Below are 14,824 nucleotides of genomic sequence, written 5' to 3' on the forward strand. Positions count from 1 at the left end.
TCACTTCGGATGCCTGAGTCGCGGATTGGCGACGATTGCAACGATGTCTGCGATGATGTTCAGGCTGATATAAACGGCCGCGAAAATCAGGCCGACTGCCTGCACAACGGGTACATCTCGTTTGGCAACGTGGTCCACCAGATATTGTCCCATGCCCGGATAGACGAAGATCACCTCGACCACGACCACACCGACGATCAAAAAGGCGAGGTTGAGCATGATGACGTTGACGATGGGTGCAATCGCGTTCGGGAAGGCGTGCTTGCGGATCACATCGAGCGCGCGAAGGCCTTTCAGTTCCGCAGTCTCGACATAGGCCGACTGCATGACATTGAGGATCGCGGCGCGTGTCATGCGCATCATATGTGCGAGAACGACGAGCGTGAGCGCCGTTGCCGGAAGTGCAATCGCCTTCATGCGTTCGAGAAACGGCATGCCCTCGTAAACGGTCGAAATTCCCGGAAACCATTGCAGCTTCACGGCGAAGAAGAAGACCAGAAGATAGCCGATGAAGAATTCAGGCAAAGACGTGGAAGCAAGCGCCAGGCCGGAGATGGTCTTGTCGACGACGCCATTGCGATAGCGCACGGCGATCAGGCCAAGAATGACTGCCAGCGGCACCGAGACGACTGCCGCCCAGAATGCTAGAAACAGCGTGTTCCACAGGCGTCCGCCTATCGATGTCGCAATGTCTTGCCGGCTGGACAGAGCGGTGCCGAGATCACCCGTCAAAATACCGCCAAGCCATTTGAAATAGCGCACGATGGCGGGGTCGTTCAGGCCGAGTTCTTCGCGCAGATTTGCAAGCGCCTGCGGTGTGGCCGATTGACCGAGGATGGATTGTGCGACATCGCCGGGAAGGATTTGAGTGCCGGCGAAGATCAGGACCGAAACGGCCAGAAGTAAGAGTATGCCCAGCGCGATGCGCTGGGCTACCAGTTTCAGGATTGGGGACATATCGCCGGGCTCAGGCCTGAACCCAGCATTTGGACAGCGCGTAGCCGCCCATCATTTCCTGGTTGCCGTCAGGCACCCAGCCGCCGACTTTCGGGCCGGTCGCGTCGATGAAATCGTTGAACATCGGTGTGATGACGCCGCCTTCGTCGCGCACCATTTCGCCCATCGATTTGTAGATGGCGGTGCGCTTTTCCTGGTCGAGTTCTGAGCGGGCCTGCACCAGCAACTTGTCGAAATCCTCGCGCTGGAAGCGAGTGTCGTTCCAGTCGGCCTTCGAATAATAGGCGGTCTGGTACATCTGATCCTGCGTCGGACGCCCGCCCCAATAGGATGAGGAGAAGGGCTGCTTGTTCCAGACTTCGGACCAGTAGCCATCGCCCGGTTCGCGCTTGACCTCGATGGTGATGCCAGCCTTGGCAGCGCTCTGCTGGTAAAGCTGTGCGGCATCGACAGCGCCGGGGAAGGCAACATCCGACGTGCGTAGCAGAACCGTGCCCGAATGGCCGGATTTTTTGTAATGGAACGCGGCCTTTTCCGGATCGAACGGGCGCTGCTCGATTTCGGTGAACAGCGGGTAGGCCTTGTTGATCGGCGTATCATTGCCGACCGAACCGAAGCCCATCAGGATTTTCTGCAGCATCTCTTCACGGTCGAGCGCGAATTTCAGTGCGAGGCGCAAATCGTTGTTGTCGAAAGGCGCGGTGTTGCAATGTGCGATGAAGACGTAGTGTCCCTTGCCCGCGACGTTCTGGATGGTGACGCCCGGAACACGCTTGATGAGTTCGACGATCTTCGGCTCGACGCGGTTGACCATATCGACCTGACCACCCTGAAGCGCGGAGGTGCGGGCCGTTGCGTCGTTGATGACGATAATTTCGATCGAATCCGCAAATCCGCGATCGTCACGCCAGTAATTGGCGAATTTCTCGCCGACATGACGCACGCCGGGCTCGTTCACGGCGACCTTGTAGGGGCCAGTGCCGATGCCTGCGGTCGGGTCGTCCTTGCCGCCATTCGGCTGGATCATCAAATGGTAGTCGTCGAGCAGATAGGGAAGGTCGGCATTGGCCTCTTTCAAGTTGAAGACGACGCTGTCGCCGTCGACCTTGATCGTGTCGATGCCACCCATGATGCCGAGCGCGCCGGATTTTGAGGATTCGTCGGAATGGCGTTCCATCGTCGCCAGAACGTCATCCGGCGTCATTTCCTTACCATTGTGGAATTCGACGCCTTTGCGGATCTTGAAAGTCCAGACCTTGGCATCGTCGGACGCGCCCCACTCTTCGGCGAGAGCCGGCATCACTTCGCCTTCCGGCGACATCTGGACGAGCTGCTCGCCCCATTGGCGACCGAATTTGTAAGGAACCTGGCTCTGCCATGAGGCAGGGTCGAGGCTGTTGGTGGATTCACCACCCTGCATGCCTGCCTTCAGCGTGCCGCCCTTTTGCGGACCCTGCGCCAAGGCGGCGCTCGAAAGGAGAGAATTTGCGAAGGTGGCCGAGACGCCAATGGCGGCTGCGCGACCAAGAAAATCCCGGCGGTTCATCTTACCGAGTACAACGCGGTGGCTAAGAAAATCGAGTTCATCTGACATGAAATTTGCTCCTGCCTCTGTTGGTCATGGCCAAGACCATGCTTGTTGTTTCTTGTTGGGAGAATATTGACGCCAACGAGGATCGTGGCGCAAGGCCGATTGCGACATGACATGGCGTAAATGAATGTCGCTTTTAAGCCAACCCCTCGAAACCCGATTTTTAAAATAGGGCAAAAACTTTCCGTTGGAATGCGTTTGAGAGATTAAAACGCGGAGTTTTTCAAAAGGGCGACATTCTGTGAGAAGATATTTGCAAAAAATGGAGTGATTTTTACCCGGCTTGCTTCTGCTGAAACCATTCCATTCGCGACATTACGATTTTAGCCGGTGGTCGATAGTTGTGCAGCCGCAGCGTGCGCGCGCAGTTGCGCACACGTTTAAAGCCGGGCTTTTGTGGCGAAGGAGGTCGGCTCTTTAAGCCTGACTCATCAATTAAGCGGAATGTCGTTGTCCGACTTGCTGTCTTGATAAGTCTCCGACAAACGGTCGTAGCGCGTGGAGATTTCCGCAGCGCGCTTTTCCAGTCTGCGTTTTTCGGTTTCGGGCAAAGTGCCGGCGAGTTTCCGAAGGGAATGGCTTTTCCAATAATCGTTTTCGGCATTGTAGCCGCCGGGATCGAGCGTGAAGACTTGCTTCAGGATTTTCAGATCATGCGGGATTTCGAAGCTGTCGCGCGAATCCTCATGGCTGAACAAATAGTAGAAATTGTCGAAGCCGGTCCATGTGATCGCCGAGAGACACAGCGAGCAAGGCTCATGAGTGGCGAGGAAAATGCAATCCTTCGTGTCGGGACGGTCAGCCTTGGGCAGTTCATAGAACCGTTTCAACGCATGCATTTCGCCGTGCCAGAGCGGATTTTCCATCTCGTTATTGGTCTCGGAAATCACCACCGACATGTCGGATTTGCGCAGGATCGCAGCGCCAAAAAGCTTGTTGCCTTTCGCCACGCCCTCTTCGGTCTTCGGCACGATGTCGTATTCGATGACGTCGAAAAGGCGTTCGATGATTTCCTTGGTCGTCATATGCCGAACCCTTCGGGAAGGCGGATTTCATATGGCGTCTCGAAGAAAAATTCCTCGAGATTGACGCCGTCACCGGCGCGGTCGACCACGAGGAAATCCTGCGGTTCGCCGATCGGCGTCAGCACGCCATGCCATAGATTGCGCTTGTAATTCACGCCCTGTCCCGGTGCCGTGAGGAAAGCTTTCGGTGTGCCGGGGCGGCCATTTTGATCGGGGCAGACCACGACGAGAAACGGCCTTGGCGACAAGGGCACGAATGCCTGGCTGCCGAACGGGTGGCGCTCGACCATGGTGAGCTTCAGCGGGAAATCGTAAGGCGTGGCCTTGAACAGATTGAGCACGACGCGGGAGTTGTCGCCTGTCGCCTCGGCTGTCGCCAGCGCGTGATGGCGCACGCATTTGCCGCCGTTGATTTCGAAATGCTCGCTGCCATCAGTATCGATGACATCGCCGAAGGGTGCGAAGGCTGCGCGGGTGAGGGGCTGTGGGGTAATTATTTTGTTCATAGGGTAAGAGCCTTTGTGTGGCAGTGCCTTACGTTGCCCCCCTCTGTCCTGCCGGACATCTCCCCCACAGGTGGGGAGATCAGCAGTTGTTGTTTTGGGAGCCAACATTGAGACAGCCAATCTCCCCCCTTGTGGGGGAGATGTCCGGCAGGACAGAGGGGGGCGTGAAGGAGCAAATTCATCAAATATCTTCCTAAACGCGTCCGCCCAATTTCATATGCCGGTTCACATCCTTGTAAAGCAGATACCGGAAATTTCCCGGTCCGCCCGCATAACAGGCCTGCGGACAGAAGGCACGGAGCCACATGTAGTCGCCGGCCTCGACTTCCACCCAATCCTGATTGAGCCGGTAGACCGCTTTGCCCTCGAGCACATAAAGCCCGTGCTCCATCACATGGGTTTCGGCAAAGGGGATGACAGCGCCCGGCTCCAGCGTGACGATCGTCACATGCATGTCGTGGCGAATATCGGCTGGATCGACGAAGCGCGTCGTGGCCCATTTGCCATCCGTGTGGGCCATGGGTGAGGGCGCGATATCGGCTTCGTCTGCAAAGAAAGCTTCAGGCGCTTCGATGCCGTCGACGAATTCATAGGCTTTGCGAATCCAATGAAAGCGCGCATGCGAACCCGCTTCGTTGCGCAGGCTCCATTTTGCGCCGGGCGGAATGAAGGCAAAGCCGCCGGGCTTCATCGTCTGCTTTTTGCCGTTCAGCGTGACGCTGATCTCGCCTTCAACCACAAAGAGAACGCCTTCGGCATTCGGGTCGAGTTCGGGCCGGTCGCTGCCACCGCCGGGCGCCACTTCCATGATGTATTGCGAGAAGGTCTCGGCAAAGCCCGACAGAGGGCGCGACAGGACCCAGACGCGCGTGCCTTCCCAGAAAGGCAGAAAGCTGGTCACGATGTCCTGCATCACGCCTTTCGGAATGACCGCATAGGCATTGGTGAAGACCGCACGATCGGTCAGAAGCTGCGTCTGCTGCGGCAGACCGCCATGGGGTGCGTAGTAGGTCCGGCCTGTCATCGTCTTCCCATCAAAGTGGTAAAATTTCCTTCAGGCGCAGCAAAGCGATCCGCTCCACCTGCCTGCATGCGGTTTCGAATTCAACAGCGCGCGTATTGCCGATACGTTTTTCGAAGGCGGCCAGTATCTCGTCTTTCGTCAATCCCTTCACGGCGATGATGAATGGGAAGCCGAAATTGGTCACATAGGCGGCGTTCAGCTTGGTGAAGAGCTCGCGCTCCTTGTCTGTCAGGGCGTCGAGACCGGCAGATGCCTGTTCCCTGGTGGATTCGGCCGTCAGCCTTTTCGCGGCGGCAAGTTTTCCGGCAAGGTCGGGGTGGGCGTTGAGCACGCCGAGCCGTTCCTTGTCGCTGGCCGCGCGGAACGCCCTGCACAATGCGTTGTGCAGTCCGCCTGCGCTGTCATGAGCGGCCCCAAGTTCCAACTCATAGGCGCGCTCGGCGATCCATGGTGAATGCTCGAATATGCCGCCGAAACTTTGCACGAAGCCGTCGCGATCCATACGTGAAGGGCGCAATGCCGCCGGTGCGTATGGATGATGTTCGCGCCAGTGATCCGCGATGTCGATGCGGCGCGGCAGCCATACATCGTCATAGCTTTTCACATAGTCGATGAACCGTTTGAGCGCTGCAGCGCGTCCGGGCCTTCCTATCAGACGGCAATGAAGGCCGATCGACATCATGCCGCCGCGACCGGCCTTGCCTTCCGCATAGAGCGTGTCGAAACTGTCCTTCAGATAGGCATAGAACTGGTCACCGGAATTGAAGCCCTGCGGCGTCGCGAACCGCATATCGTTCGCGTCGAGCGTGTAGGGAATGACCAATTGCGGCGATATCGCATTGCCGTGGCCGTCATGGTCGAGCCAATACGGCAGATCGTCGTCATAAGTGTCCGAAATATAGTCGAAACCGCCTTCCTCGCAGGCAAGCCGCACCGAGTTGATCGAAGTGCGGCCGAGATAGAGGCCCTTCGGGCGCTCGCCGGTAACTTCTTCATGGAGACGAACCGCCGCTGCCAGATCGCCGCGCTCGTCTTCGGCATCATAGGCGCGGTAGTCGATCCATTTCAGGCCATGCGAGGCGATTTCCCAGCCTGCATCCTGCATGGCCGCGACCTGATCGGGCGAACGCGCCAGCGCGGATGCCACGCCATAGACGGTGACCGGAACATCGGCCTCGGTGAACATGCGGTGCAGCCGCCAGAAACCGGCCCGCGCGCCATACTCATAGATGGATTCCATGTTCCAGTGGCGCATGCCCTCCCAAGGCTGCGCACCGACGATCTCGGACAGGAACGCTTCCGAGGCTCGGTCGCCATGCAGAATGCAATTTTCCCCGCCTTCCTCGTAATTGACGACGAACTGGATGGCGACACGAGCGCCGCCCGGCCATTTCGGATCGGGCGGGTTGGCCCCATATCCACGCATGTCTCTTTGGTAGCGCATCATCCCTCATAGCCGGATTGCCGGTCATTGTTCGATCAAGATTATCAAAGGAGTTGACGGACATTCCCCTCAAAATTTTTGAAAGTCTTTTTGTCGCCTTCTCCTTCCCTGGGCCTTATGCATGTCCTTTAATTGCTGCACAATTGTCCGATTGCGTTCGAACGTACCGGTAAGGGAGGCCGAATGTCGAAATCATCTGGTGGACGTCTGACGACCCATGTGCTCGATACAGCATCCGGGCTTCCGGCATCCGGGCTTTCCATTTCGCTTTATCATATCGAGGGCGAAGCCCGCACCCTTCTCAAAACCGTGACGACGAATGACGACGGCCGCTGCGATGCGCCGCTGCTGGATGGCGATGCATTTCGCACCGGCGAGTATGAGCTGGTTTTCTCCGCTGGCGATTATCTGCGCAAGCATGGTGCGAAGCTGCCCGATCCGGCATTTCTCGATCTTGTACCGATCCGTTTCGGCATGGCGGAAGACCGCCACTATCATGTGCCGCTGCTGATCTCGCCGTACGGCTACTCGACCTACAGGGGAAGCTGATGGGTGCGCTGACGATCCGCAACGAAATCCGTTTTCTGCTCAACGGCCAGACGGTCGCGCTGAAAGACATCGCGCCCGACGATACGTTGCTCGACTGGCTGCGCCTCGAGCGCGCCCTGCGCGGCACCAAGGAAGGCTGCGCCGAGGGCGATTGCGGGGCCTGTACGGTGCTGGTCGGCAGACTTCTGCATGGCGAGCTCGTTTATGAAAGCGTGAATGCCTGCATCCGTTTTGTCGGTTCGCTCGATGGATGCCATGTCGTTACCGTGGAGCATTTGCGTGGTGCGTCCGGCGGGCTGCATCCGGTGCAGCAGGCAATGGTCGATTTTCACGGCTCGCAATGCGGCTTCTGCACGCCGGGCTTCGTCATGTCGCTCTATGGGTTGTGGATGCGCAGCGCCGACCCCTCGATGGCGGAAATCGAGAAAGCTCTACAGGGCAATCTATGCCGCTGCACCGGCTATGAAGCGATCGTTCGGGCAGCGCGTGCGATTTCGACCTACGGTCAGTCGGCCAAGGACCCGCTGCTGGTCGAACGCAAGGAAACCATCAAAAAACTCTGCGCATTGAACGATGGCGCGCGCGTCGAGATCGAAAAGGGCGGCAAGCGGCTGGTCGTTCCGGCAAATGTCGATGATTTCGCTGCCGTTCTGGAGAGCGAGCCGAAGGCAACGATCATTGCGGGCTCGACGGATGTCGGCCTGTGGGTGACGAAGTTCATGCGCGAGATTTCGCCGGTGGTTTTCATCGGAAATCTCGTCGGTTTGCAGGAAATCTCGGAAGAAAGCGGCACGATCAACATCGGCGCTGGCGTGACCTACACGCAGGCAATGAAGACGCTGTCGCAGCGCATTCCGGTGCTTGGACCGCTGTTCGATCGCATCGGCGGCGAGCAGGTCCGCAATATGGGCACGATCGGCGGCAACATCGCCAACGGTTCGCCCATCGGCGATACGCCCCCGCCATTGATCGCGCTGGGTGCCAGTCTGACGCTGCGCAAAGGCGATGTGCGCCGCACGATCCTGCTGGAAAAATTCTTCATCGATTACGGCAAACAGGACCGCGTGGCCGGTGAGTTCGTCGAGGCCGTGCATGTGCCGGTGCCCGCATCGGATGCGCATTTCGCCGTCCACAAAATCACCAAGCGGCGCGACGAGGACATTACCGCTGCGCTCGGCGCTTTTTATGTGGAGCTTGGCGCGGACAATTCGGTTTCGGTTGTGCGCATCGCCTATGGCGGCATGGCTGCAACGCCGAAGCGGGCGGCTTCTGTCGAGGCGGCATTGCTCGGCAAACCGTGGACGGAAGAGACGATCGATGCCGCTTTGCCTGCCTATGAAGCCGATTTCAAACCGCTGACCGATATGCGCGCAAGTGCCGAATATCGCATGATGGTGGCGAAGAACTTGCTGAAGCGGTTTTATCTTGAGACGACGGGTGCCGAGGCGTTGGTTCAGGTTAACCGGCATGAGGCGGCGTGAGATGAATATGCCGTCAAATGTCGAGTTTTCTCGCGCCCCCCTCTGTCCTGCCGGACATCTCCCCCACAGGTGGGGAGATCAGATTTCAATTCTGCTTTCGCCAATCTCGAGCGTAGCAAGCTTTGCGGAGACGTCTAAACTGCCAATCTCCCCACCTGTGGGGGAGATGTCCGGCAGGACAGAGGGGGGCAACGTAGAGCTCTGCCTCCCAGGAGTTCAGCAATGAACAAGCACTCCATCCCCGACCTCAAAGCCGCGAAAATCCAGGGCGGCGTTGCGACTGACCAGCGTCATGATTCCGCGCATAAGCATGTGTCGGGGCAGGCGATCTATATCGATGATATGCCCGAACCCGCTGGCACGCTGCATGGCTGTCTTGGCCTTTCGAGCGTCGCGCATGGCAATATTCGCTCTGTCGATCTCTCAGAAGTGCGAAAAGCCGCTGGTGTCGTGGCTGTGCTGACCGCCGAAGACGTGCCCGGCGAGAACGATATTTCACCGACCGGGCGTCATGATGAGCCGGTGCTTGCCGAGGGCAAGGTCGAGTTTCATGGGCAGCCGATTTTCGCGGTGATTGCCGAGACCCGCGAGCAGGCGCGGCGCGCGTGTCGCCTGGCGAAGATCGACTATGAGGAATTGCCTGCGATCATCGACATCGGCGGGCTCGATTCCGTCAATGACAAGCTCGTAACGCCGCCGCTGACGTTGAAACGGGGCGATGCGGCCGCTGCCATCAGCAATGCACCGCGCAAGCTCTCCGGGCAGATGCGCATCGGCGGGCAGGACCATTTCTACCTCGAAGGCCATATCGCGATGGCGGTGCCGGGCGAGGATCAGGACGTAACCGTCTATTCCTCGACGCAGCATCCGAGCGAAGTGCAGCACATGGTCAGCCATGCGCTCGGCGTGCCATCCCATGCGGTGACTGTCGAAATCCGGCGTATGGGCGGTGGTTTCGGCGGCAAGGAAACGCAGTCGAACCAGTTTGCGGCCATTGCCGCAATCGCCGCCAAGAAACTCGGTCGTGCGGTGAAAATCCGGCCCGACCGCGACGACGACATGACCGCCACCGGCAAGCGGCACGATTTCCTCGTCGATTACGAAGTCGGCTTCGACGATGAAGGCAATATTCTAGGCGTCGATTACACCTACGCTGCGCGCTGCGGTTTCTCGTCCGATCTTTCGGGTCCGGTCACGGACCGTGCGCTGTTCCATTGCGACAACGCCTATTTCTGGCCGTCCGTTCTGGCAAAATCTGCGCCGCTTTATACGAATACCGTCTCGAACACAGCGTTTCGCGGCTTTGGCGGGCCGCAGGGCGTGGTCGGTGCAGAGCGCGTGATCGAGGAGGTGGCGTTCGCGGTTGGCAAAGACCCGCTCGAAATCCGCAAGCAGAATTTCTATGGCACGAGCGACCGAAACGTCACGCCCTATCACCAGACCGTCGAAGACAATATCATCCACCGGATCATCTCCGAACTTGAAGCAAGTTCGGATTATGAGCGGCGTCGGCGCGAGATCGCGGCCTTCAACCAGAACAGCCGGATCATCAAGCGCGGGTTGGCGCTGACACCGGTGAAATTTGGAATCTCCTTCACCGCGACGCACTACAATCAGGCCGGCGCGCTGGTGCATGTCTATACGGATGGTTCGGTTCATCTGAATCATGGCGGCACCGAGATGGGGCAGGGCCTTTATGTGAAGGTCGCGCAAGTTGTGGCCGAGGAATTCCAGATTGACCTCGATCAGGTGAAGATCACCGCGACGACCACCGGAAAAGTGCCGAACACTTCTGCCACTGCGGCCTCGTCAGGCACCGATCTGAACGGTATGGCCGCGCAGAATGCGGCGCGCATTATCCGCAATCGGCTGAGCGATTTCGCGTCGGAAAAATACGGCATTCCGCACGATCAGATATTGTTTTTGCCGAACCGTGTGCGCATCGGCAATCAGGAAGTGGCGTTCGGCGATCTCGTGAAGCAGGCCTATATGGCGCGCATCCAGCTTTCTGCAGCGGGCTTTTACAAGACGCCGAAAATCCATTGGAACCGCGACAAGGGCGAGGGCCATCCCTTCTATTATTTTGCCTATGGCGCGTCCTGTTCGGAAGTCTCGATCGATACGCTGACCGGCGAATATATGGTCGAGCGAACCGACATTCTGCACGATGCAGGGCGATCGCTGAACCGGGCAATCGATCTCGGTCAGGTCGAGGGCGGGTTCATTCAGGGCATGGGCTGGCTGACGACCGAGGAATTGTGGTGGGATGCGAAGGGCAGGCTGCGCACGCATGCGCCGTCCACCTACAAAATCCCGCTCGCCTCCGACCGGCCGAAAATCTTCAACGTGAAGCTGGCCGAATGGCCGGAGAATAACGAGCCGAGCATTCATCGCTCCAAGGCGGTCGGCGAGCCACCATTCATGCTGGCGATTTCCGTTCTTCATGCACTTTCGGATGCGGTGGCCAGTGTGGCCGACCACAAGATCTGCCCGCGTCTCGACGCGCCCGCAACGCCTGAACGCGTGTTGATGGCGGTCGAGCGGCTGAAGGCCGAATCGCTAAGAAAATGACCGCCACTGCGCCACGCCTCCGCGCGTTTCTGGATTCCGCTGGCCCGGCCGCGCTGGTCGAGGTGGCGGACGCCAAAGGATCGACACCGCGCGAGCGCGGCGCGCAGATGCTCGTCTCGGCAGAAGGAATTTTCGGCACGATCGGCGGCGGCACGCTCGAATTCATGGCGATCGATCGAGCGAGAGAGATGTTGCGCGAAGATGGGCAAGCGGACGCTAAAAGCGTGTTTCTGGATGTTCCGCTCGGACCCGAAATCGGCCAATGCTGCGGCGGGCGCGTGTCCGTTCAAATCCGGCCGATAGATCCGGTGCTCAGGCAAAACCTTGTCGAAACCGCCGAAGCCGAAGACGCCAGGCGACCGCATGTTTACGTTTTTGGCGGCGGGCATGTCGGACATGCGCTGTCGTCGGCTTTCGCGCTTTTGCCTCTGCATGTCACGGTCATCGAAACGCGGGCGGATGCGCTCGAAGGCATGCCCGAAACGGTGGCGACCCGTCTGACGCCGGTGCCAGAACAAGTTGTTCGAAGCGCTCCGTCAGGCTCTGCCTTCGTGATCCTGACGCACGATCACGCGCTGGATTTTCTCATCGTTTCGGAAGCGCTGGTGCGAACTGATGCTGCCTATGTCGGCATGATCGGCTCAAAAACGAAAAAAGCGACTTTCAGAAGCTGGTTTGAAAAAAACGGCGGCAACGCCGCCGATTTTTCGCGTTTGATCTGCCCGATCGGCGGCGAAACCGTCAAAGACAAACGCCCTGCGGTTATTGCCGCGCTCGCCGCCGCCGAGATCATGACGGCGCTGTTCAGCGCCGTCAGAAAAGCCTGAAGACTATTCTTTTTCCTGCGTGTGGGCTTCGAGGAACCAAAGGGATTTGTCGAGCGTGCGTGAGAAGGCGGTGAAAATGTCCGCCGTGTCGGCGTCGCCCGCCTCATCCGCCTCGTCGATTGCCGCGCGCGTCAGATTGGCGGTCTTACCGTAGCGCTCGATCAGCGCTGCCAGATGATCCTTGGTCTTGTAAATATCGGTCGGGTAAGGAGCGAGATTGCTCTTATCCGCAACATTCTGCGTCGTGCCGTAGGCCGTTCCGCCAAGCTGCACCGCGCGTTCGGCAATCGTATCGACATGCGCGTCGATGTCCTTGCGGAAGCCATCCAGCATCTCGTGAACCGCGATAAAATGCGGGCCTTTGATGTTCCAATGCGCCTGCTTGGTGATGAGCGCCAGATCGATTGCGTCGGCCAGGCGCGCGTTCAAAATTTCTATGGAAACCTTTTTGGTGTTTGACTTCAAATCATTGAGTGTCTTGTGCATGTTCATTTCAAATGCTCCGAAAACGTGTCTCAGCACGAGTCTAAATGGAGCCCCGGGATGATTTTCCAACCACCTGCACCGACTATTTTCCGGCCATGATTTCCTTGATCAGCCGCTGGCAGCGTTCCGCCATGAAGTCGAGCAGCAGGCGGACTTTCGGGTCCTGAAATTTCTTGTGCGGGTAGAGCGCTGCGAGCTGTACCGGGGTCGGTGGTGTATCCGGCATGATGATTTTCAGACGCCAGTCGCGAATAAAGGGCTCGACCTCGAAACGCGGCTTGTTGATGATGCCGCGCCCGGCCAATGCCCAGCCGGTAAGCACGTCGCCATCGTCGGAATCGAACGGGCCGTGCACTTCGAATTTCTGCGGACCTTCCGGCGTCATCAGCGTCCAATAATGCTCGATCATGCCGGGATAACGCAGCATCAGGCAGTCGTGCTTCTTCGAAATCAGATCCTGCGGCGTCTGCGGTTCGCCATGTGTTTCCAGATATTTCGGGGCAGCGACAAGCACGCGCTCGCATTCCATGACGCCGCGCATGCGCAGGCTGGAATCCTCCAGAAGCCCAAGCCTGAAGGCGACATCTATGCCTTCCTTCATCAGATCGACATTGTGATCCGACAGGCGCAGACGCACTTCTATGTCGGGATATTTGTCTCGAAAATCGGGAATGCCCGAAGCGATCAGGCGGCGGCCAAGGCCAAGCGGGGCAGTCACCTTTATCGTGCCGCGCGGCTGGCCCGAAAGCGCGCTGACGGCAGCCTCCGCTTCCGTTACCGCTTCAAGAACTTGCTTCGCACCGGTGTAGAATACGTTGCCTTGCTCGGTCGGCATCAATTGGCGCGTCGTGCGGTTGAAAAGCCGCACGCCAAGATGCTTTTCAAGCTCCTTGATGCGGTTGGACGCGACCGCCGGTGAAATGCGCATGTCGCGGCCTGCTGCCGACAGATTGCCGAGTTCGACCACGCGTACAAAAACCGAGATGTTATCCAGATAAGCCATTCGTACTTTCTGTTTCCGTAGGCAATGTTGAGGTAACTCTTACTATTTTCCATTTTTTTTTGAAAGTCATCGTGTGCTCCCCCTCTTTCGGTTTGCGGTACAGGCCGTAAAGTCCGAATATAAAGAGGGTGAGACCAGGCGTATGATGGACTTAGCGATTTTCTGGGATTGGCTGGCTTTCGGCGTGCGCTGGGTGCATGTCATCACGGCAATCGCATGGATCGGCTCGTCTTTCTATTTCGTTGCGCTCGACCTTGGGCTTCGCCAACGGCCAGACCTGCCGCAGGGCGCCTTTGGCGAAGAGTGGCAGGTGCATGGCGGCGGTTTTTACCACATCCAGAAATATCTGGTCGCGCCGGCGGAAATGCCGGAGCATCTCACCTGGTTCAAATGGGAATCCTATGCGACGTGGCTTTCAGGCTTCGCGCTGCTTGCCATCGTCTATTATGCGGGCGCCGATCTTTTTCTGATCGACCGCAATGTGCTGGATGTTTCCGTGCCGGTCGGCATCCTGATTTCGCTGGCCTGTCTGGCGGGCGGTTGGCTCGTTTACGATCTTCTGTGCCGCTGGCTGATCGGCAAGGCCGACACCGCGCTGATGCTTCTGCTTTATGTGATCCTCGTCTTCATGGCGTGGGGCCTGACGCATCTGTTCACCGGGCGCGCTGCATTCCTGCACCTTGGCGCAATCACCGCGACGATCATGTCGGCGAATGTCTTCATGGTCATCATCCCGAACCAGAAGATCGTCGTTGCCGATTTGATCGCCGGTCGCAAGCCCGATCCGAAATACGGCAAGATCGCCAAGCAGCGCTCGCTTCACAACAATTACCTGACGCTTCCAGTGCTGTTCCTTATGCTGTCGAACCATTATCCGCTGGCGTTCGGCACGCAGTTCAACTGGGTCATCGCCTCGCTGGTGTTCATCATCGGCGTGCTGATCCGGCATTATTTCAACTCTCTGCATGCACGTAAGGGCAATCCGACATGGACATGGCTTGCCGCGGGCATTCTGTTCATCATCATCATGTGGCTGTCGACCGTGCCGAAGATTCTGGTTGGCGAAGATAAGGTCGCGGCGAGCACGCAGACGCTGATTGCCTCGACGCATTTCCCTGCTGTGCGCGACACGGTTCTCGGCCGTTGCGCGATGTGCCATTCGGCGACGCCCGGATATGAGGGCATGTATCACACGCCCAAGGGCGTGGTGCTGGAGACGGACGAAACCATCGCGGAGCATGCCCGCGAGATCTACCTTCAGGCGGGCCGGAGCCATGCAATGCCGCCCGGCAATGTGACCCAGATGACGACGCAGGAGCGCGCGCTTCTGGTCGCTTGGTTCGAAGATTCACGGAAATGA

13 protein-coding genes are annotated in these 14,824 nt (G+C 58.3%); 5 read left to right on the forward strand and 8 right to left on the reverse strand.

All coding sequences use genetic code 11. The annotated features are described in order from the left end of the window. From ABFT80_RS05140 to puuE, 6 genes are all read right to left on the reverse strand, one after another. On the reverse strand, positions 1 to 957 hold the full coding sequence (locus tag ABFT80_RS05140; RefSeq protein ID WP_347970747.1) for an ABC transporter permease: 957 nt from the start codon (positions 955 to 957) through the stop codon (positions 1 to 3). A 10-nt stretch (positions 958 to 967) separates the two neighbouring features. Then, a complete protein-coding gene (locus ABFT80_RS05145) occupies positions 968 to 2,551 on the reverse strand; it encodes an ABC transporter substrate-binding protein (RefSeq protein WP_347970748.1) in 1,584 nt (527 codons plus the stop codon). Between the two features lie 428 nt (positions 2,552 to 2,979). After that, entirely contained in the window at positions 2,980 to 3,573 is a 594-nt protein-coding gene (locus tag ABFT80_RS05150; RefSeq protein WP_347970749.1) for a nucleoside deaminase, read from the reverse strand. After that, positions 3,570 to 4,079, reverse strand: coding sequence for an ureidoglycolate lyase (locus ABFT80_RS05155; protein ID WP_347970750.1), 510 nt, complete (start codon positions 4,077 to 4,079; stop codon positions 3,570 to 3,572). The genes ABFT80_RS05150 and ABFT80_RS05155 overlap by 4 nt, the downstream gene beginning before the upstream one ends. Positions 4,080 to 4,272: 193 nt before the next feature. After that, positions 4,273 to 5,103 (reverse strand): bifunctional allantoicase/(S)-ureidoglycine aminohydrolase, encoded by an 831-nt coding sequence (locus tag ABFT80_RS05160; RefSeq protein ID WP_347970751.1) that lies wholly within the window; start codon positions 5,101 to 5,103, stop codon positions 4,273 to 4,275. 10 nt (positions 5,104 to 5,113) lie between these two features. Next, positions 5,114 to 6,547: an allantoinase PuuE gene (puuE, locus tag ABFT80_RS05165; RefSeq protein ID WP_347970849.1), complete on the reverse strand. Its 1,434-nt coding sequence runs from the start codon at positions 6,545 to 6,547 to the stop codon at positions 5,114 to 5,116. A gap of 183 nt (positions 6,548 to 6,730) precedes the next feature. Between puuE and uraH the strand changes: the two genes are divergently transcribed. From uraH to xdhC, 4 genes are all read left to right on the forward strand, one after another. Then, positions 6,731 to 7,096 (forward strand): hydroxyisourate hydrolase, encoded by a 366-nt coding sequence (gene uraH, locus ABFT80_RS05170; RefSeq protein WP_347970752.1) that lies wholly within the window; start codon positions 6,731 to 6,733, stop codon positions 7,094 to 7,096. After that, complete coding sequence (gene xdhA / locus ABFT80_RS05175) at positions 7,096 to 8,577, forward strand: xanthine dehydrogenase small subunit (protein WP_347970753.1); 1,482 nt, start codon at positions 7,096 to 7,098, stop codon at positions 8,575 to 8,577. The genes uraH and xdhA overlap by 1 nt, the downstream gene beginning before the upstream one ends. A 222-nt stretch (positions 8,578 to 8,799) precedes the next feature. Further along, entirely contained in the window at positions 8,800 to 11,148 is a 2,349-nt protein-coding gene (gene xdhB / locus ABFT80_RS05180) for a xanthine dehydrogenase molybdopterin binding subunit (protein ID WP_347970754.1), read from the forward strand. Next, positions 11,145 to 11,975: a xanthine dehydrogenase accessory protein XdhC gene (gene xdhC / locus ABFT80_RS05185; RefSeq protein WP_347970755.1), complete on the forward strand. Its 831-nt coding sequence runs from the start codon at positions 11,145 to 11,147 to the stop codon at positions 11,973 to 11,975. The genes xdhB and xdhC overlap by 4 nt, the downstream gene beginning before the upstream one ends. Positions 11,976 to 11,978: 3 nt before the next feature. On the opposite strand, the gene dps is transcribed toward xdhC, so the two are convergent. Both dps and ABFT80_RS05195 read right to left on the reverse strand, forming a co-directional pair. Further along, positions 11,979 to 12,467 (reverse strand): DNA starvation/stationary phase protection protein Dps, encoded by a 489-nt coding sequence (dps, locus tag ABFT80_RS05190; RefSeq protein ID WP_455189869.1) that lies wholly within the window; start codon positions 12,465 to 12,467, stop codon positions 11,979 to 11,981. A gap of 76 nt (positions 12,468 to 12,543) precedes the next feature. Further along, complete coding sequence (locus ABFT80_RS05195) at positions 12,544 to 13,464, reverse strand: LysR family transcriptional regulator (RefSeq protein ID WP_347970756.1); 921 nt, start codon at positions 13,462 to 13,464, stop codon at positions 12,544 to 12,546. A 142-nt stretch (positions 13,465 to 13,606) separates the two neighbouring features. Between ABFT80_RS05195 and ABFT80_RS05200 the strand changes: the two genes are divergently transcribed. Beyond that, positions 13,607 to 14,824, forward strand: a complete 1,218-nt coding sequence (locus ABFT80_RS05200) for a urate hydroxylase PuuD (protein WP_347970757.1) — start codon at positions 13,607 to 13,609, stop codon at positions 14,822 to 14,824.

Origin of the sequence: Foliimonas ilicis, from assembly GCF_039939195.1 — a bacterium.
Taxonomy (GTDB): domain Bacteria; phylum Pseudomonadota; class Alphaproteobacteria; order Rhizobiales; family Rhizobiaceae; genus Foliimonas; species Foliimonas ilicis.